Below are 20,085 nucleotides of genomic sequence, written 5' to 3'. Positions count from 1 at the left end.
AACGTCAAAAAAAGTTAGTCTATCTCAATTACTTGTTTTTGTTTTTAATCCGCCCTAAAAACTGGTCGAAATATAGGAAGTATGTGTGAATTCAGCCAATAGACGACAATCCAAACGTTCGAATATCTTGGTATTGCTGGAAGGCACCTTAATAGCTTATCTGGCATATGTAGCCCATCCTCTGGTGCTGCAACTCACCGATCAAACTGCTCCATTGGAAAATAAACTTTTTGTCAATATGGCTATATTGACTGTTCTGGTCCTGATTTCAGCGTTATCGGTCGGCTTGTACGAGCTGAAACTCAGAGAGACCTTCCGCGGTATTATCCGGCGTATTTTCGTCAGTGTAGCGCTAGCTTATTTCGTGATGGAGCTGCTTACCAGTACCGTTTTCCAGAATCTGGCAATGCACCCTTACTATCTGCCCACAGCCTCGGCTCTGATCATCATTGTATTGGTATTGTTCCGGTACTTCTCCAACAGGCTTGGTCTGTTAGGTTTGGGGAAGGTGCGTCTGGTGGTATTAGGAGCCGGCCAGCGGGCGTCTATTATTGAAAAACGCATGCGTCGAGAAGTGGATCGTATTGGTTTTGATCTGGTCGGTTTTATTCCTATTCCGGGTGATGACCGGGAAAGTGGCATTCAGAGCGAAAAGCTGGTTCATGTCAAAGTCGATGAGGGCTTTCGTGATTTTCTGATTGAAAATGAAATTGAAGAAGTCGTTATTGCCTGTGATCAGCGCCGCGGCACTTTGCCAATAGAAATTCTGTTTGATTGCCGGATCCGTGGTATCGAAGTCGTTGACATTCTGGACTTTATGGAGCGGGAAACCGGGCAGATCGTGGTGAATCTTATCTACCCGAGCTGGGTAATCTATTCTAACGGATTCTCAAGTCAGAATTATCTGCGTGATTTGATGGATTATGGAATCAATGCGGTGCTGGCATTGCTGGTGCTGCTGATAACCTGGCCCTTTATGCTGATGACCGCCATTCTCATTTATCTCGAAGATGGCAGAAAAACCGGCGCCTCAGTTTTTTATAAACAGGAACGGGTGGGGCTCAATGGTCAGCTGTTTAATATTATCAAGTTTCGCAGTATGCGACCCGACGCTGAATCGGGTGGGGCACAATGGGCCACAAAAGGCGACAGCCGGGTAACCAAAATGGGTGGTTTTATCCGAAAATACCGGATTGATGAACTGCCCCAGTTATTGAATGTCTTTCGCGGCGAAATGAGCTTTATTGGTCCCCGGCCTGAACGCCCGGAATTTGTGGAACAATTAATTCAGCAAATTCCTTATTACAATCAGCGCCACAATGTAAAGCCCGGTCTCGCTGGCTGGGCACAGCTTAACTACCCCTATGGTGCCAGCGTAGAGGACTCCATGGAAAAGCTGAAGTTTGACCTTTATTACGTCAAGCACCAGAGCTTGCTGCTGGATATTCTGATACTGGTGCGCACAGTCGAAGTCATTCTTTTCGGTAAAGGGCGTTGATATGCAAGATGTGAAAACCTGCCTGAATGCAATGACAGTAGATGTAGAGGATTTTTTCCATGTGTCTGCTTTCGACAAAATCATCAAACCCGAAGACTGGGATCAGTACCAACCGCGGGTAGACAATAATACACGGCGATTACTGGATATTTTCGACCGGCATGGGGTTAAATCTACGTTTTTTGTACTTGGCTGGGTGGCAGAGCGGTACCCGGAGTTAATTAAAGAGATTCATCGTCAGGGGCATGAGGTGGCGAGCCATGGTTATGCCCATCGTCGGGCCACTGAGCAAAGCCGTGAAGAGTTTATTACCGATGTGCGTCGTTCTAAAGACCATCTGGAAGATCTGCTTGGTGAAGAAGTTACGGGCTACCGGGCCCCCAGCTTTTCTATTGGTTATACCAATGAGTGGGCCTTCGAAGCGCTTAAAGAGCTGGGCTTTGCCTATAGCTCAAGTACCTATCCGGTTAAGCATGACCTCTATGGCACCCCGGACTGGCCACGTTTTGCTTATCAGCGCAAAGAAGATATTACTGAGATCCCGATACCAACGCTGAAAATGTTTGGCAAACAGGTGCCCATAGGCGGTGGAGGGTATTTCCGTTTGTATCCTTATGCGTTGACCCGTTATCTGGTGCAAAAGTATCTGGAGAAAGAGAAGCAGCCGTATTCTTTCTATTTTCATCCCTGGGAGATCGATGCTGATCAGCCCAGACTGACAAATGCATCGGCCAAATCCCGATTCCGGCATTACGTGAATCTGCAACATACAGAAGGTAAGCTGGAACGGCTGCTGCAGGACTTTAGCTGGTCCACTATGCGTGATGTATACGGGGTAAGCGCCTGAGGAATAAAGTGGGGTCAGAGTAAACTTAATTTTTTGATTACAGGGGCTGGTTGTTTAAAAGGCAGGATTAAGTTTACTCTGACCCCACTTTTTCTCTTCTCAGTGAGCCCTGCCTCTCAGTGAGCCGACGAGAGAAACGGGTAGAACTTTAAAATAATAACAATAGGATGTGTGCGTGAGCGAAGTGGTAATAGAGCGCTTCAATGGCGAAGTGGAAAAAGCGAAACAGTGGGATGAGTTTGTTGCAGCATGTAGCAATGCCACCTTCTTTCATTTGAGTGGCTGGTTGCATATTAATCAGACCGTTATGGGCCACAAAGGTCATTATCTGTTCGCCATAGAGCAGGGTAAACCGGTTGGCGTATTGCCATTGGTTGAGCAAAAAAGTGCGCTCTTTGGCCATGCGCTGGTTTCGACTCCCTTTTGTGTCTATGGTGGGGTGGCGACGGAATCAGCTGATGTTCAGCGAAAGCTTGAAGATGCCGCAATTGAACTTGCCCATGAATTGCAGGTGGATTATCTGGAGCTGCGCAATAAAGAGGCCAGTGATAATCCCCGACTCACCGAAAAATGTGCCCACTCTTATTTTGCCTGGCCTCTTGCCGAAGATGCCGACGCCATACTGGCCGGTGTTAAGAAAAAGCAACGAGCAGTTATCCGCCACTCGCTGAAAAATGATCTCAGCTTCAGAGTGGACCAGGATACCGAAACGGCCTATGCCATTTATTCAGAGAGTGTGCGTAATCTGGGTACCCCTGTATTTCCGAAAGACTATTTCACCGCCCTGCGGCAGGTGTTTGGGGAACATTGTAATGTGCTGACGGTTGAGCACCAGGGGCAGCCAGTCTCTTCGGTACTTAATTTCTATTTCCGCGATCAGGTGTTGCCCTACTATGGCGGCGGCGTACCCGCAGCGAGAGACCTGAAAAGCAACGACTTTATGTATTATCAATTAATGTGTGATGCCAGAGATAAAGGGTATCAGCACTATGACTTCGGCCGCAGTAAAGATGACTCCGGTGCGTATAAATACAAAAAACACTGGGGCATGGAGCCGGTATCGCTGCATTATCAGTTCCATCTGGTTAAAGCCAGTGAGTTGCCTAATTTGAGCCCGAATAATCCTAAATATCAGGTGTTTATTAAGTTGTGGCAAAAACTGCCTCTTTGGCTGAGCCGGAAAATCGGACCGTTTCTGTCCAGATATTTGGGGTAGATCATGACAAAAAAAGAGCCGTTACTTTTTTTATGCCACCGTATTCCCTTTCCCCCTAACAAAGGGGACAAGATTCGTTCGTTCAATATCCTCAAACAGCTCTCTGACAAGTATGATATTTATCTGGCGGCCTTTGTGGATGACGATAACGACTGGCAATATGAAAAGGATTTACAACCCTATTGTAAAGAGGTCTTGTTGGTGCGCCTGCATCCCCTGAGAGGAAAAATCAAAGGGTTGTCAGGGATGCTGTTTGGCAAACCCATAAGTCTGCCATACTTTCACAGTTCCCGGATTCAGCAATGGGTAAAACAAATAATCGACAGTGCTGAAATAAAGAAGGGTTTTGTTTACAGCTCTGCCATGGCGCAGTACATCGAAGATGTACAACTGGATAAGCGGGTGGCTGATTTCGTTGACGTGGATTCAGACAAGTGGCGGCAATACGCGAACAACACCGCCAACCCGTTACTCAAACTGGTATATAACTGGGAATCCCGCACGCTGGCTTCCTACGAGAAAAAAATCACCACAGAATTTGATGCTGTCACGCTGGTTTCAGAAGATGAAGCGGCGTTCTTCAGGGAGCAGCTCCCCGCAGGTCTGGCCACTAAAGTGGATGCGTTTCCTAACGGCGTGGATGGTGAGTTTTTTAATCCGGATACCAGTGGCCCCAGGCCAATAGAAGCGCAATATCTGGTGTTTACCGGGGCCATGGATTACTGGGCCAATGTGGATGCCGTACTGTGGTTTGTTGAACATGTCTGGCCGGTAATACACAAACAGCACCCGGCAATGAAATTTGCCATTGTAGGTGGCAATCCGGTAGATAAAGTTAAAGCGCTGGCCCGGCTGGATAATATTCTGGTCACCGGGCGTGTAGAAGATATCCGCCCTTATATCAAACATGCACAACTGGCGGTTGCGCCTTTGCGTATTGCCCGCGGTATCCAGAATAAAGTTCTGGAGGCTATGGCAATGGAACAAGCCGTGGTCATGACCAGTATGGCTGCTGAAGGAATCCGGTTGCCGGCCAATCAACAGCCATTGGTCAGCGACGAGGCGGATCTGTTTGCTGGTATCTGTCTGGAGATGTTAGCGCAGCCGGAAAAAATGGCGGCCCTCGGGCATGAAAATCGCGAATGGATAGCGCACCACTATCAGTGGCAAGCTGTAGTCGAAAAACTCGCTGGCGTACTTAAGTAGCAGTAACGGAGTCTGTCTGATGTCTGAAGTTTTAGGGAAAAAGGTTAATCTGCTCAGCATTCTGCTGTTACTTTTCGCTACCTGGCTGGTGTTGTTCTGGGACAGCGTGATGGCCACAGCGGCCATCTGGGAAAGGTCTGAAACCTTCGCCCATTGTTTCCTGATCCTGCCTATCTGTATCTATCTGTTGCATCGCGACTGGTCGGCACTGAAACACCTGCCAATCAAACCGAACTTATGGTTACTGCTGCCGCTTTTGGCGATACTAATCTTCTGGTTGTTCGGCGATCTGGCACATATCGCCGCAATAGAACAGCTGGCTACCTTTTTGTTGCTGCCGCTGATGTGTTGGCTGGTGCTGGGTAATCAAATCGCATTGAGAATGTGGTTTGTATTGTTTTTCTGGATGTTCAGTGTGCCGGAAGGGGAATTTCTCATTCCAGCCCTTCAGGAGGTCACCGCTGATTTTACCGTGATGGCAATTCAGCTTACCGGTATACCGGTATACCGGGAGGGATTATATATCGCCGTTCCCGGCGGTTTGTTTGAAGTGGCAGTGGCCTGTTCCGGAATCCGCTACCTGATCGCATCTTTAACTCTGGGCTGTCTGTTTGCCTACCTGACCTATTACAAGTGGCACAAACGCGTGTTGTTCGTGCTCTTTTCACTGGTCCTGCCAATTGTTGCCAATGGTATCCGCGCCTATGGCATTGTCATGATTGCCTATCTTTCAGACATGAAGCATGCCACCGGTGCTGATCATCTGGTGTATGGCTGGCTATTCTTTGGCGTAGTGATCTTTATTATGTTTTCCATAGGCAGTATCTGGCGAGACCCTGAGCCAAGGTCTGAAGAGGTTGAAAAAGAGAGTAACCCGGCAGTGCCGCTGAAAACTGTTGTTACAGGCTGGCTAAGTGCTGTTGTGCTGATCCTGGTTGCGGAGGGGTACAACATTACGGCTCAGAATATTAACTACCCAGCTGCTCCGGACATTCAGTCTCAGTGGGATCTTGAAGACGTTTCGAATAGCAGTTGGCAACCCGTATTTCAGAACCCGGGCCAGGAATATGCGGGGCGCTATCAGCAATCAGACTTTTATGCTGTATGGTATGCACACAGCACGGAGGACAGTAAATTAATCAGTAGTGTGAACCAGCTTTACAATCGCTCTTCCTGGACGCGTATTAACAGCCAGGCGCAATCCGGTTATCAGTTGTTAGAAATTTCCTCTTTGGATGGGCGGCGCAGAATGCTGGCCTACAGCTATGTAACACCCTGGTTGCAGTCACCCAGCAATATCAAAGTAAGATTGACTCAGGCCCTGCAGGCCCTTGCCGGACAGCCACAACAAGGAATGGCACTGGTGATATCCCGGTTGGTTGAAAATGATGAAGATCGCAAGGCCTTCCGTGCGCAGGCAAAAGCCTTCTTCGATGAAAACTATCAGCAGGTGCTGAATGGCAGTCTCTAGCCCACCTGTGCGTCATATAGCCCATGTCCTGTTCCGTTTCGATACCGGGGGCCTGGAAAATGGAGTGGTGAATCTGGTTAATCAGCTACCTGAACAAGGGTATCGGCACAGTATTATTACCCAAAAAGGACTTAACCCGGAATTTGCCAAACGCGTGACAGCGAATAACGTCGATTATCATGATCTGAATAAAGCTGATGGCAATGATTTTGGTATGTATCTGCGCCTCAATAGGCTGTTAAAACGGCTGCGTCCGGATATTTTACATACCCGCAATCTCGCTACCCTTGAATGCCAGGTGGTCGGGTGGTGGCGGCGTATTCCGTTACGTATTCACGGTGAGCACGGCTGGGATGTGAGTGATATTGGCGGTACCAACACGAAGTACCAGCGTCTGCGTCGGATGATTAAACCTTTTGTGAATCAGTATGTGGCACTCTCTGGTGAGGCCCGGGATTACCTCATTCAGAAGGTAAAGGTTCCGGAGCAGCGTATTCACCCTATTTGTAATGGCGTCGATATGAACAGGTTTGTAAATCCTCCAGCGCCTGTTTCGCCTTTTCCTGAAGCGCAATTTCCGCCACTGGCTGTGGTGTTTGGCACCGTCGGCAGACTTGCCGAAGTCAAGGATCAGGCGACATTAATTGATGCATTTGGACTGCTATGCGCCCGTTTTCCGCAACATTCGCTACGTTTGTTGCTAGTGGGCGACGGTCCCATGCGGGAGATGCTGGAGCAACGGGCAAAAGAAAAAAACGTTGAAGACAAAATCTGGTTTGCCGGTGACAGGGCAGATGTACCGGCATTGATGAGCAAAATGCAGGTGTTTGTATTGCCGTCGCTGGCAGAAGGGATTTCTAATACCTTTCTGGAAGCCATGGCGTGTGGGTTACCGGTGATTGCTACCCGGGTTGGGGGAAATCCCGACCTTATGTTGCCAGCCCACAGACACAGCCATCTTATCGAAGTCAGGGATTCACAAAGTTTAATGCAGGCGATGAGTCGGTATCTGGACAAGCCCGAGGCAATCGCAGAGGATAGTGAGCAGGTAAGAAAGCACTGCCAAAGCCACTTTAGTCTCGCTAACATGGTGGCAAAGTATCACCAACTTTATCAATCACAGACAGCGCAGTAAGGATTCAGGGGAATGTGCGGAATAGCAGGAATTTTTCAACTGGCAAATGTTGGGCAGCCCAGCGAGGCAGTACTGGCGAAAATGAACAACATCCAGGAACACCGGGGACCGGACGCCGGCGACTATTTTTTTGATCCCGGTGTGGGCATGGCCCACCGGCGGTTGTCGATTATCGACCTTGAAGGCAGCCCCCAGCCTATGCTCAGCGCAGATAAACGTGCCTGCATTGTGTTTAATGGTGAAATCTATAACTTTAAAGAGTTGCATCAGGAGCTGCAAAGCAAGGGCTATCAGTTCAATACTCACGGTGACACCGAAACCATACTTAATGCTTATCTGGAATGGGGTGAAGACTGTGTTCAGCACCTGCGCGGTATGTTTGCCTTTGCTATCTGGGACAGAGAAAAACAAAAGCTGTTTATGGCCCGGGACCGTATCGGCATCAAACCTTTTTTCTATTCTTTGTTGTCAACGGGTGAATTTGTATTTGGCTCAGAACTTAAGGTACTGACCGAGCACCCTTCTTTTGATCGCAAACTTCGTGATACCACAGTCGAAGATTATTTTACCTTTGGCTATGTTCCTGAGCCGCATACTGTTTATGAGAACAGCTTTAAACTTTCTCCCGGGCATACCCTGACGCTGGAAAAAGGCATGCGAACATTGCCAGAGCCTAAGCAGTACTGGGATATTCCCACACAATGGGATGCCGAACTCAGTGCCGAAGATGTTCAGGGAGAACTTATTGAGCGGCTGAAACAAGCGGTGGATATCCGCATGGTGGCTGATGTGCCACTGGGCGCGTTTCTGTCCGGTGGCGTAGATTCCAGCGGTATCGTGGCCCTGATGTCACAATTGCAGTCTGACCCCGTTAACACCTGTGCTATTGGTTTCGATGTTAAAGCCTTTAACGAAACGGAGTTCGCGCAGATGGTGGCGGATCGTTACCATACCAATCACAGAGTGGAAACGGTTGGTCAGACCGATTTTGATCTGATCGACAAGCTGGCATTTTTGTATGATGAACCTTATGCAGACAGTTCTGCCATGCCAACTTACCGGGTTTGCCAGCTTGCCCGAAAGCATGTGACGGTAGCCCTCTCCGGTGATGGCGGTGATGAACTCTTTGCAGGTTATCGTCGCTATAAAATGCACCTGCACGAAGAGAAAATCCGTAATATGCTGCCGCTGGGTCTGCGCAAACCCCTTTTCGGGCCGCTCGGGCGGATGTATCCGAAGATGGACTGGGCGCCGAAATTCCTGCGCGCAAAAACCACCTTTCAGTCTATGGCCATGGATACGGTGCAGGGCTATCACAATTCCATGTCGATTCTGCGTACCGATGAGCGAGCCAAGCTATTTTCAAAAGAATTTCAGAGCAGCCTGAACGGCTATAACTCACTGGAAGTGTTTAACCGTTATGCCGACAAGGTTAAAGGGCTGGACCCGATGAAAGTTGCCCAGTATCTGGATATGAAAACCTATCTGGTGGGCGATATTCTGACCAAAGTGGACAGAGCCTCTATGGCCCATTCACTGGAAGTGCGGGTGCCTATTCTGGACCATAAGTTTGTAGAATGGGCGTTTAAGAGCCCTTCAGATCACAATCTGTATAACGGCATTGGCAAGTACTCCTTTAAGAAGTCGCTGGAGTCTCATTTACCCCACGATGTCCTCTACCGCAAGAAAATGGGCTTTGCGGTACCGCTGGCAGACTGGTTTAAGGGGCCACTGAAAGATCGTTTATATGATGGCCTGTTATCCAAACAGATGACCGAATCGGGCTATTTCAGCAGCAAACAGCTTAAACGCCTGATCGATGATCATGTGTCCGGTGTGCGCGATAACAGTGCGCCGCTGTGGACGTTAATGATGTTTGAATCCTTTATGCGCCAGCAACTGGGTAAAGCGGCATGAAGATACTGCATATACTGGATCATTCGATTCCTCTGCACAGCGGCTACACCTTCCGTACCCGCTCTATATTGCGGCAGCAGCATGCATTGGGCTGGCAAACCTGCCATGTCACCAGCCCCAAGCATGGCAAGTTTGAACAGGATATCGAAGAAGTCGACGGCCTGAAGTTTTACCGTACTCCGGTGCCTAACGGTTTGTTAAGCCGGTTACCGGCTCTGAGTCAGATGGCGCTGATCGCGCCCATGCGCAAACGCATCCTCGAAGCCATCGAACAAGAAAAGCCCGATGTGCTGCACGCCCATTCTCCGGCATTAAACGGGTTAGCGGCATTACAAGCGGGGCGGAAAACCGGCTTGCCGGTGGTGTATGAAATCCGCGCTTTCTGGGAAGATGCGGCGGTGGATCACGGTACCTGTAAGCAGGGTGATCTACGTTATCGTCTGACCAGAAAACTGGAAACCCATGTGGTCAGACAGGCCGACAAAGTTACCACCATCTGTGAAGGGCTGAAGCAGGATCTGCTCAGCCGGGGCGTGCCGGAGTCGAAAATCACCGTGATCCCCAATGCGGTGAATATCGAGCAGTTTAATCTGATCACCGCCAAAGACAGTCAACTGGAAAAACAATTTGGTCTGCAGAATAAGAGAGTGCTGGGATTTCTGGGCTCTTTTTATGCTTACGAAGGGTTGGATCTGCTGATCAGGGCGATGCCTTTTATCATTAAACAGTTTCCCGACGCCGTATTGCTGCTGGTGGGCGGCGGACCACAGGAACAGAACTTAAAGTTTCTGATTAAAGAGCTGGGTATCGAAGATAAGGTGATTATGCCGGGCCGGGTACCCCATGATGAAGTCTCAGGTTATTACAGCCTGGTGGACTTACTGGTGTATCCGCGCAAATCAATGCGTCTGACCGAACTGGTCACTCCCCTCAAACCCCTTGAAGCCATGGCGCAGGGCAAACTACTGCTGGCCTCAGATGTTGGTGGGCATAAAGAATTGATCGAGGATCGCAAAACCGGCTGGTTGTTTAAAAGCGATGATGTGCAGGCCCTTGCCGGCAAAGCCGGGGAGGTGTTGGCCAATCAGGGTGACTGGCCGCAGGTGATTGCTAATGGCCGGGAATTTGTCGAAAAAGTACGTAACTGGCCTAACTCGGTGGCCAATTATCAGGCCCTGTATAAGGAGATCTGTGGTGGCTGATATGTTTCGCGGCCTGCATATTTGTCTGGTGGGCCCGGTGCCGCCACCGGCGGGTGGCATGGCCAATCAGACCCGGCAGCTAAAGCAATTGCTTGAGCAGGACGGCGCTAAGGTTACCCTGGTGGCGGTGAATGCCCCCTACAAACCGGCGTTTGTGGGGAAGATTCCGGTGTTGCGGGCAGGTTTCAGGTTAATACCCTATTTCTGGCGTTTACGTCAGGCCATCAGACAGGCCGATGTGGTGCACCTGATGGCCAATTCCGGCTGGTCCTGGCATTTGTTTGCGGCACCGGCAATACGGGTTGCCGCCGGGTTGAAAAAACCGCTACTGGTTAATTACCGGGGCGGGCATGCCGAACCTTTTTTTCAGCAATCCTGGTCAAAAGTGGAAGCTTCATTAAACAAAGCCCAGGGTGTTTTAGTGCCTTCTCTTTATTTACATGGGGTGTTTGCCAACTGGGGTAAACAGGCCGAAGTGGTGCCCAATGTGCTGGATGAAAATACCTTTTATCCGGCTAAGGAAACAGCTGCCGACAGGCCTTTGCATCTGATTGTTACCCGTAATTTAGAAGCCATTTATGATGTGGGTTGTGTGATCGATTGTTTCGCAAAGATTCTGGAACACCATCCTGATGCCAGGTTATCGGTCGCTGGCAGTGGACCACAAAAGCAAAGTCTTGAACGCCAGTGCCAACAACTGGGCATCAGTGAGAAAGTCGCCTTTTTAGGGCGGCTGGATATCAGTGAAATGGCAGAGTTATACCGCAGCGCCGATGTGATGCTTAATGCCAGTACGGTAGATAACAGCCCTAATTCGCTGATCGAGGCCATGGCCTGTGGTGTGCCCATCGTCAGTACTGATGTTGGCGGTATCCCTAAGCTCGTAACCCATGAACAGGATGCCTTATTAGTCCCGCCGCGCCGCCCGGATTTGCTGGCCGAACAGGTATTGAGATTACAGACCGAGCCACAGCTCAGAGATAAGCTGGTCAGCGAAGGGCGAAAAACCATCGCCAAGTTTACCTGGGCCAGGGTAGGGCAGGCGCTGCTGATGCAGTATCAACAGGCCATCGGCAAGAGTAGGGAGGCGGCATGAGTTCTGTGTACACCAAACTGGTTTCGGGGGTGTTGTTTCCGCTGCATGAGAAACTGAAAAAACACAATACGGTAGCAATTCGCAAAGCACTGGAACAAAGCCAGTGGCACTCTCCTGAGCAGCTTAAAACGGCCCAGTCACAACGACTACAGCAGTTTATCCGCACCATCTGTGCTCATGTGCCTTATTACAAAGACGTGATGCAAAGCCAGGGGCTCACCCCTGACGATATTCAATGCTCAGAGGATTTGGTTAAACTGCCGTTTCTGGATAAACAGACCATTGCTGATAATTTTGATGCTCTTAAATCAGATATTGCCGGGCCACTGAACCGCTTTAATACCGGCGGCTCCAGTGGTCAGCCGCTGATTTTCCTGCTCGGTAATGAACGGGTATCCCATGATGTGGCCGAGAAATGGCGTGCCACCCGCTGGTGGGATGTGGATATCGGCGACAAGGAAATTGTGGCCTGGGGTTCGCCTATTGAGCTGGGGGCACAGGACAAGATCAGGTTGGCCCGTGACAAGCTGTTTCGTTCACAGCTGATTCCGGCCTTTGATATGACGGAGGGAAAGCTACAGAACTTCATTGCTACCATCAAAGAAAGTCGCCCTGAAATGTTGTTCGGTTACCCTTCAGTATTTGATTTGCTGGCTAAAACCGCTGAAAAAGCGGGTATCCGGCTGGATAATCTCGGTATTAAAGTGGCTTTTGTTACCTCCGAGCGCCTTTATCCCTACCAGCGCGAGAATATTTCAAGGGTGTTTGGCTGCCCGCTTGCTAATGGTTACGGCGGCCGGGATGCAGGTTTTATCGCCCATGAATGCCCCTCCGGTGGTATGCATTTGTCCTATGAAGATATTGTGGTAGAAATTATCGATAAAGAAGGCAAGCCGTTGCCCGCTGGTGAGGCCGGTGAAATAGTGGTGACGCATCTTGGTACCAGCGAATTTCCTTTTGTCCGTTATCGTACCGGTGATATCGCGGTGTTGTCAGACCAACGCTGTGCCTGTGGTCGTGGTCTGCCGATGCTGGAATCTATTGAAGGCCGCAGTACCGACTTTGTGGTGGCCGCAGATGGCACCATGATGCATGGCCTGGCGCTGATTTATATTCTGCGTGATATGGACGGCATTGAAGCCTTTAAAATAACCCAGGAAAGCCTGCAACTTACCCGGGTAGAAGTGGTATCCAAACAGCAACTGACAGATTCTATGAGTAAACAGATTGAGAGTGGCTTTAAGGCCAGGCTCGGCGAGGACGTTGACATTGATGTGCAACCGGTAGCGGAAATTGCCGCAGAAAAATCCGGAAAATACCGCTATGTGATCAGCAAGGTGACGCAATGATTGACAGTATTTATCTGCTGATGGTGGTGTGTGCCGTGTGCTATCTGTTTTATTGGTCAAATAAGCAGGATGAAGATTAATGCGTGACTTGCTGCTGGTTGGCTTTTTGTTTGTAGCCATCTATTACTCATTTAAGCGCCCTTATATTGGTATGGCAGCCTGGGTGTGGATTGCCCTGACTGCGCCGGCAGAGTGGGCCTTTGGTTTTTCACAGAGCTTTCGCCTGAACCTGACCATTGTTTTGGTGACCGCTGCTTCCTGGTTGTTTGTAACGAAAAACAAATCTTTTAAGATGACCGGCCTGACGTTCTGGGTGATGATGTTTGGCCTGTGGACACTGATCAGCACAAGCTTTCATCTTAACTCTGATTCAGACTGGATTTGGAGCTACTGGAATCAGTTTCTCAAGATTATGGCGTTGTTTTTCTTTATTACTCTGACGCTGACCAAACGCTTGCATATCGATACCTTTATCTGGGCTATCGTACTGGCAATATCTGCTTATGCGGGTATGGAGGCGGTCAAATATGTGATCTCCGGTGGCAGTCACCGTATCACAGGGCGGGCCGGCATTATTGCCGATCGCAATGATCTCGCCGTGGCCATCAATATGTGTATTCCAATGGTGATCTATCTGATTCATGTTACCAAACATACTTTGTTACGCCAGGGCCTGTGGGTGCTGCTATTACTGAATATTCTCAGCATTGTCGGTACCTTCTCCCGTGGTGGCTTTATTGGCTTAGGTGTGCTGGCCTTTGCCTTCTGGCTGAAATCAAATCGCAAACTAGTCTGGGCTATCGCCGCGGTGATTATGCTGCCAATTCTTTATGCCAATGCGCCAGAAGACTGGCAGGAACGACAAAGTACAGTGTCTACAGCGGCAGAAGAAGATGGTTCATTTATCGGCCGTATCTGGGCATGGAAAATTTCTACCATGATCGCCCTGGATAACCCCGTAACAGGCGGGGGATTCCGCGCTGTTTCTGAACCGACTTTGTGGAACTACTATGCACCACTGACACCTGAGTTTGGCCCGGTTTACTCAAAACCGATCCCAGATAGTATAAGGCCCAAGGCCGCCCATAATATTTACTTTCAGGTGCTGGGAGATCATGGTTTTGTGGGGCTGTTTATCTTTTTGATGATGTTACTGTTGGCGTTGCTGAACAATATGAAAAATGCGCGGCTGGGTAAGCAATATGGGGTGCATTGGTACCACCAGTTGAGTAATGCTATGACCCTATCACTGGTTGCCTATGGTATTACCGGAATGAACGTAAGCCTGGCTTATTTTGATCTGATTTATGCCGTGATCGGCCTGGTGGTGGTGATGAATATAATGCGCCCACAGATTGTCGCCAGCCAGACTGCTCCAGATAAGGTAAAGGCTTCGTCAGCCGTTACAAAAGCCAGTGCGCTGGCCGGGAGCCGGGCGGGATGACGACACCTCAGCCGCCACTGGATCCGCAGCAACAGGCAGAGCATAATACAAAGACACACAGCAAGGTCTATACGGGCTCGGCCTTTATGCTGGTGACCCGTATTGGTATTAAATCTATTGGCCTTATCAGCTCTATTGTGCTGGCCCGTTTACTGGTACCGGAGGATTTTGGTCTGGTTGCTATCGCCATGGCGATTTATGCCTTTATTGAGCTTTTTGGTGCGCTGGGCCTCGGTACTGTCCTGATTCAGAATCAATCGAATGATACTGACGATTACAACACTGCCTGGACTTTTAAAGTGTTATTCGGGTTGGTGTCTGCATCGGCAATGGCATTGGCTGCGCCTTATGTGGCAGAGTTTTATGCTGATCCGCGCTTAGATAATGTGATTTATGTGATTGCGCTGGCCAGCATTCTTTCTGGTGCGGCGAATATCGGTGTGGTGAACTTTCAAAAGGATATGGACTTTCGCAAAGAGCTGAAATATCAGCTTGTGCCGAAGATTATCAGTTTTGTGATCACCCTGACTCTGGCTTTTGTTTACCGTAATTACTGGGCATTGGTGATTGGCATGGTCTCCAATCAGTTTATCATTTTACTGTTCAGTTACTGGATGCACCCCTTCCGCCCGCGTTTCGGGCTTAAGTCTTTTAATAAGCTGTTCAGCTTTTCGCGCTGGCTGCTGCTGAACAATGTATTGTTTTACTTAAATGACAAGTTTAGTGAATTGATAGTCGGGCGGCTCTTGTCTCCCTCGGCGGTCGGTCTTTTCGCTATAGGGAAAGAAATTGCACATTTGCCAACCATGGAAATGGCCAAACCTATCAATAAGGCCACCTTCCCGGTTTATTCACGCTTTAAAGATAACTTTACCGAGTTACGTAAGGCTTACTTAAACACAGTTGCCCTGACTGCCAGCCTTACTATGCCGGCGGCATTGGGGATTGCCCTGATTGCGCCCTTGTTTGTGGAGGTGGTACTGGGTGATAAATGGCTACCGGCGGCGCCACTGATCCAGCTATTGGCTTTATCCAGCATGTTGACCAGCCTGACTGTGAATAACAGTTATATATATATGGCCTGCGGCAAGCCTAATATTATGTTTTTAATAAATTTAATTCGCACGGTTATGTTTTTCGCGTTTTTTATTCCGTTGCTGGATCTGAACGGTATTGTCGGTATCGGTCAGGCCAGGCTCAGTACTACCCTGATTATGTTGTTTGGCGCTCAGATAGCTGTGGTGCTGTTTCTTAAACTACAGGTGCTGCCCTTGTTAGGAGTATTTTTGCGCCCGACCCTGGCCTGTATGGTAATGGGGGGAGCAGTGCTGCTGATTCAGCAGGCTGATTGGGTGCCAGTGCAGGGATTATCGCTGTTAATGCAGATTATTGCCGGTGGCCTGAGTTATACCCTGGTGTCATTGCTGTTGTGGCGCTGGCAGGGTTATCCAGAAGGGCTTGAGCGCACTGTGGTAGAGCGGCTTTACCCTGGTTATCTGCAAGGTAAAGTGTGAACTATGAATAAACTCTCCTCTCACGCCCTTGCTGATAAACTGGCCAGTGATCTGCAACAACAGCTTCAGGATCAGATAGACTGGCTGGAGCCGTTAGCTTTACTGGATGGTATAAAAAACAGAATCTCCTGGCAGCCCTATCATGCCTTACCTGAGCTGAAGCAGACTGTGGGTAGACTGGAGTCAGACCGACCAGAACTATTGGGAGTATTATTACAGTTTTTGCTGGTGCGCCTGGTAGCGGACTTTAGCCCGGATCACCTTTCTTTTAAAGTTACTGACGAGATAGCAGAACTCTACCAGCAAAGTTTTGCCCGTATTCTCGGCCAGCCTGGGCCGGAAGAGGCCGATGACAGCTATTACAAAGATCTGGCGCTGGCCAGTGGTGCGCTGTTCCCGGCGGGAGAACGCGTCGTTGAGCCATTTTCAGTGTTACAACGCAGCCTGATGTTTAATGCCGGGGTAACGCAGAGTCTGCAGTTTATAAAGTCTGGCTTGTTGGCAGGTGGTTATAAACCCGTATTCAGATTACACGTACATCTGGCCGAGCAAAGCCGCTTAAGTGAGCAAAGCTGGCGGCATACCTGCCAGCGCCTGGCTCAGATGCTTGAGGTTAACCCGGGTATCAGAGGTATAGTGGGATCGAGTTGGTACTATGATCCACAGGTGCCGGCCATCAGCCCCCATCTGGGATTTGTCAATAAGCTGTTGGCCGAGAACGGCGCTTACTGGTTTTTTTCTCATATTGAGGGGAGTAACAGCGGGGCTTTTGCCACTTCTCAGACCCGTAAGCAGGCATTTGAAACGGGCAAATATCTGCCGCGCAATTATGTGGTGTTCTGGCCCCGGAACCGGGTACTGAGTTGGTACCAGAAAGTAAAAAGTGACAACACAGAGGCGGGTGTATGAAAACCCTGATTTTCAGGTTAGGCAAAATATTGGGATTGTTTTATCTGGCCCGCAAACTGACGGCAGATAAGACCCGTATACTCTGTTATCACGGTATTTCGGTGGACGATGAGCACCAGTTTCGCCCCGGCCTGTTTATGCGAGAATCCACCTTTTCCCGGCGTATGCAATTGCTTAAAAAGTGGAATTTTGCCTGCATAAATCTGGATGACTACGTTTCTCAGAGAGAGCAGGGCCAGGTACAGAAAAATGCCATGATTATCACTATTGATGATGGCTGGGAGGCAATTCTTGAAGGCATGTGGCCCGAGATTAAAGCCTGCCAGTTTAAGGCTACCCTCTATCTTTCCAGTTACTTTATTCAGCACCGCCGGCCAGTATTTAAAGTGGCGGTATTTTACCTTTTCTGGAAGCATAAAAAGCCTTTCAAGCCAGCACAGGATAGCTGCCTTGAAGAAAACAGGGGGCAGGAGCTTAATGCCGAAAACCTGTTGGAGCTCGTAAAGCAACTGGGTTCAGAGTACGAGCAGTCGGTTTTAAAGGAATTATGTACTTATTTTGGTGAATCAACAGAGGCCTGGCAGCAAAGTGGTAAGTTTATGTTTTTATCACCAGAGCAAGTGACAGAGCTGCATAAGCAGGGCCTGGCGATTGAACTGCATACCCACAAGCACCGTTTCTCTGAAGTAGGGTTAGAAGAGGCCCGACAAGAGCTGGAGCGTAACCGTCAGGCGATTGTTGATATGACAGGCAAACAGCCGAGTCATTTTTGCTATCCGCGGGGAGAATTCCGTGAAGAGCAATTAAAAGTACTGAGCGATATGGGCATTCAGTCTGCCACTACTACAGACAGTGAATTGTGCCCGGCTGAACATCACGTTTACAAACTGCCCCGTATTATGGATAACGACAATATCAGTGAGTTGGAATTTGAAGCCGAAATCAGTGGCTTTATGACCCTGTTACGAAAGATTGGCAGCAGAGGACGTTCATGAGCTCACTTTTTTCCCGGCTTCGCGCTCTGTTTCATATGCTCAGCAAAGAAGCACAACTGGCCGGTATCAGTAAAATCAGCATGTACACACAGACTCTGCAGTTCTGCCTTAAGACCGGCCTGGGCCCTCGCTATTTTGTAGTCGCCGGCATGGCCCGCCAGGGATTTGCGGAGCAGGACAAGTGGCAGCATATTTCTGCTAAAGAGTATTATGCGGCGCTGAAAATACTGAATCCGCCCCAGTACCGTAAACTGACTCAGAGTAAGCTCTCTGAAAAAGCTCTGTATAAACTGATGCATTTCCCTACGCCTGAACTATTTGGCTATTTTCATCCCTATAAAGGCTTTGATAATACAGGTAAGCCGCTGACTGATGCCGCACAGTTTGAGGCTCTGATGAGTGCACATATCGATAGTATATTGTGTATCAAACCCATCGAGGGTTGGGGCGGTGCCGGAGTAATGGCGGGCAGAATTCTGCAGGATGATAACGAGCAGCAGCCAGTGTTTCAGCCTCTGCATTCTAAGCAGCAGATGAATGCATCGGAGTTGATTAACAACTGCAGAGGCAAGGCGCCCATGGCTGAATTTGTGCTGGAAGCCTATATTCAGCAATCAGAGCAGTTTATGGCGCTGAATCCTGACAGTGTGAATACCCTGCGGATCTGGGTGCTGGAAAGCTCTCCCGGGCAGGCGCAGGTGATTGGTGCGTACTTAAGAGTGGGCAGAGCAGGCTCTGCCATCGATAACGCCTCAGCAGGGGGCATAATGTGCCCGGTTAGGCTTATCGATGGCAAAGTTGAGCCAGGGCTGACCAAATATACCCCTCATCGGGATGACATTACTCAACACCCTGATCATGATGCGCCACTGGCTGGCGTTACGCTGGAGCAATGGCAGCAGATTAAAAGCTTTGCCTGTAAGGTACTGGTTAGATTACCCTATACCCGATTTGCCGGGCTGGATGTGACTATGACAGCACAAGGCCCGGTATTAGTTGAAACCAATGTGGCGCCGGATAAAGACGGTGCCGCTCATGCAAATATCCCCTCTATCAGGCTCAGGGAGGCAGCTGAGAAATCTTATGTTTAACAGTATCCAACGTGCGATCAGACTTTCCCGTCAGCGCAGCAGGGAAGAAAATGCTTTGCCATTCTCCCGTCAGTTATGGGAAATGGCCCGGTTGCAACTTACCACCAAGCTGGGACCGGGCAATTATCATAAATACCGGCTGTGGCAGAAAGACATCCCCTGGGAGGAGAAGAAAGGCTACTGGCATGATCAGAAGTATTATGAATTTCTGAATCGGGTTAATCCTTATAAATACCGGATTGTGGCTCGTCACAAGGTGCTGGCTAAGGCGCTGTTGCAATTTTATGGGATTCCGGATGCCCGCTATCTCGGTTATCTGAATATTAAGTCCAGCTTTGCCAGTGATGGCAGAGCAATCAATACCACTGAGGCGCTTGAATCCTGGTTAACGGAGAACTCTGATCTCAAGCGTATGTGCTTTAAACCGGTAGAGGGCTCGGGTGGTGATGGTTTCTGTGCGGTAGAGCTTATTCGGGGTGATACCTTGATGCTTCAGGCTCTGGGTAAAAATACGGTTAAGTCCCTGGAAGATTTTATTGCACAAGATTTAAATGGATTGTGTACCACTGACTACATCATGGAAGAATATGTAGAGCAGCATCCAGTGCTGGCAGAGTTTAATCCCAGTAGCCTGAATACCGTCAGAGTCTGGGTGGGAAAAACAGCCAGTAAAGGAACGAATATTGTTGGTATTTATTTGAGAGTAGGTAGGCAAGGCAGCCTCGTGGACAACAGATTGTCAGGTGGGTTTGGTGTAGAGGTTGATCAGGATACCTTCAAAACCAAAGCTGCTATTCCGCAGGATGGTGGGGGACAGGCATTTAAAGGCCATCCGGATAGTGGCTTTGATATGACGGATATTGAGCTTCCTTTTAAAAGTGAAGTGATTGAATTGTCAAAGAGGGTCATCAATATACTGCCATCAACGAGTTTTGTAGGGCTGGATATTGCGTTCTCAACGAACGGGCCGGTAATTATTGAGTTTAACCTGGCACCTACTGCTATTGGGGCCTGTGTACTGCAAAAAAGCCATCAACAGCTATTGAGCTGGATTCTTGATGACTAACAATGAGCCTGTTTATGATTATGCAGGGTGATTGTATATCGCTATGATATACAGCTATTTACACATCAGATATTACAAGTTCTGAATATTAGATTCTCCTTATCTAAGGAGAGTGTAAAGGATTTTGTG

16 protein-coding genes are annotated in these 20,085 nt (G+C 49.0%); all 16 read left to right on the top strand.

The window, feature by feature from the left end; all coding sequences use genetic code 11:
* Positions 1-85 precede the first annotated feature (85 nt).
* The 16 genes from CDA54_RS11590 to CDA54_RS11515 all read left to right on the top strand — a co-directional run bounded on the left by CDA54_RS11590 (position 86) and on the right by CDA54_RS11515 (position 19,956).
* Positions 86-1,498, top strand: a complete 1,413-nt coding sequence (locus CDA54_RS11590) for a TIGR03013 family XrtA/PEP-CTERM system glycosyltransferase (RefSeq protein WP_099035184.1) — start codon at positions 86-88, stop codon at positions 1,496-1,498.
* Position 1,499: 1 nt separating this feature from the next.
* Positions 1,500-2,345: an XrtA system polysaccharide deacetylase gene (locus tag CDA54_RS11585; protein WP_099035183.1), complete on the top strand. Its 846-nt coding sequence runs from the start codon at positions 1,500-1,502 to the stop codon at positions 2,343-2,345.
* A 175-nt stretch (positions 2,346-2,520) separates the two neighbouring features.
* Positions 2,521-3,561 carry a FemAB family XrtA/PEP-CTERM system-associated protein gene (locus CDA54_RS11580; protein WP_229748142.1) on the top strand — a complete coding sequence of 347 codons (1,041 nt, stop codon included), beginning with the start codon at positions 2,521-2,523 and terminating at the stop codon, positions 3,559-3,561.
* 3 nt (positions 3,562-3,564) lie between these two features.
* Positions 3,565-4,767: a TIGR03087 family PEP-CTERM/XrtA system glycosyltransferase gene (locus CDA54_RS11575; protein WP_099035182.1), complete on the top strand. Its 1,203-nt coding sequence runs from the start codon at positions 3,565-3,567 to the stop codon at positions 4,765-4,767.
* Positions 4,768-4,786: 19 nt separating this feature from the next.
* A complete protein-coding gene (gene xrtA / locus CDA54_RS11570) occupies positions 4,787-6,238 on the top strand; it encodes an exosortase A (protein WP_099035181.1) in 1,452 nt (483 codons plus the stop codon).
* Positions 6,225-7,373 carry a TIGR03088 family PEP-CTERM/XrtA system glycosyltransferase gene (locus CDA54_RS11565; RefSeq protein ID WP_099035180.1) on the top strand — a complete coding sequence of 383 codons (1,149 nt, stop codon included), beginning with the start codon at positions 6,225-6,227 and terminating at the stop codon, positions 7,371-7,373. Before xrtA ends, CDA54_RS11565 begins: the two co-directional genes overlap by 14 nt.
* 12 nt (positions 7,374-7,385) lie before the next feature.
* The gene (locus CDA54_RS11560; protein ID WP_099035179.1) at positions 7,386-9,290 is read left to right on the top strand and encodes an XrtA/PEP-CTERM system amidotransferase; all 1,905 of its coding nucleotides are present in this window, start codon (positions 7,386-7,388) and stop codon (positions 9,288-9,290) included.
* Positions 9,287-10,492, top strand: a complete 1,206-nt coding sequence (locus tag CDA54_RS11555; protein ID WP_099035178.1) for a TIGR04063 family PEP-CTERM/XrtA system glycosyltransferase — start codon at positions 9,287-9,289, stop codon at positions 10,490-10,492. Before CDA54_RS11560 ends, CDA54_RS11555 begins: the two co-directional genes overlap by 4 nt.
* Before the next feature lies 1 nt (position 10,493).
* Positions 10,494-11,588 (top strand): glycosyltransferase family 4 protein, encoded by a 1,095-nt coding sequence (locus CDA54_RS11550; protein ID WP_099035287.1) that lies wholly within the window; start codon positions 10,494-10,496, stop codon positions 11,586-11,588.
* On the top strand, positions 11,585-12,937 hold the full coding sequence (locus tag CDA54_RS11545) for a phenylacetate--CoA ligase family protein (protein ID WP_099035177.1): 1,353 nt from the start codon (positions 11,585-11,587) through the stop codon (positions 12,935-12,937). The genes CDA54_RS11550 and CDA54_RS11545 overlap by 4 nt, the downstream gene beginning before the upstream one ends.
* A 79-nt stretch (positions 12,938-13,016) precedes the next feature.
* Positions 13,017-14,381, top strand: coding sequence for a putative O-glycosylation ligase, exosortase A system-associated (locus CDA54_RS11540; RefSeq protein ID WP_099035176.1), 1,365 nt, complete (start codon positions 13,017-13,019; stop codon positions 14,379-14,381).
* The gene (locus tag CDA54_RS11535; protein ID WP_099035175.1) at positions 14,378-15,895 is read left to right on the top strand and encodes a lipopolysaccharide biosynthesis protein; all 1,518 of its coding nucleotides are present in this window, start codon (positions 14,378-14,380) and stop codon (positions 15,893-15,895) included. Before CDA54_RS11540 ends, CDA54_RS11535 begins: the two co-directional genes overlap by 4 nt.
* A gap of 3 nt (positions 15,896-15,898) precedes the next feature.
* Positions 15,899-16,804, top strand: a complete 906-nt coding sequence (locus CDA54_RS11530; RefSeq protein WP_099035174.1) for a hypothetical protein — start codon at positions 15,899-15,901, stop codon at positions 16,802-16,804.
* Positions 16,801-17,799, top strand: a complete 999-nt coding sequence (locus tag CDA54_RS11525; RefSeq protein ID WP_099035173.1) for a polysaccharide deacetylase family protein — start codon at positions 16,801-16,803, stop codon at positions 17,797-17,799. Before CDA54_RS11530 ends, CDA54_RS11525 begins: the two co-directional genes overlap by 4 nt.
* Positions 17,796-18,890, top strand: a complete 1,095-nt coding sequence (locus CDA54_RS11520) for a sugar-transfer associated ATP-grasp domain-containing protein (protein WP_099035172.1) — start codon at positions 17,796-17,798, stop codon at positions 18,888-18,890. The genes CDA54_RS11525 and CDA54_RS11520 overlap by 4 nt, the downstream gene beginning before the upstream one ends.
* The gene (locus CDA54_RS11515; RefSeq protein ID WP_180237195.1) at positions 18,883-19,956 is read left to right on the top strand and encodes a sugar-transfer associated ATP-grasp domain-containing protein; all 1,074 of its coding nucleotides are present in this window, start codon (positions 18,883-18,885) and stop codon (positions 19,954-19,956) included. Before CDA54_RS11520 ends, CDA54_RS11515 begins: the two co-directional genes overlap by 8 nt.
* The last annotated feature ends 129 nt before the right edge of the window (positions 19,957-20,085 follow it).

This window comes from Lacimicrobium alkaliphilum (assembly GCF_002591895.1).
Classification (GTDB): Bacteria; Pseudomonadota; Gammaproteobacteria; order Enterobacterales; family Alteromonadaceae; genus Lacimicrobium; species Lacimicrobium alkaliphilum.
This window is presented reverse-complemented; position numbering and strand designations above follow the sequence as displayed.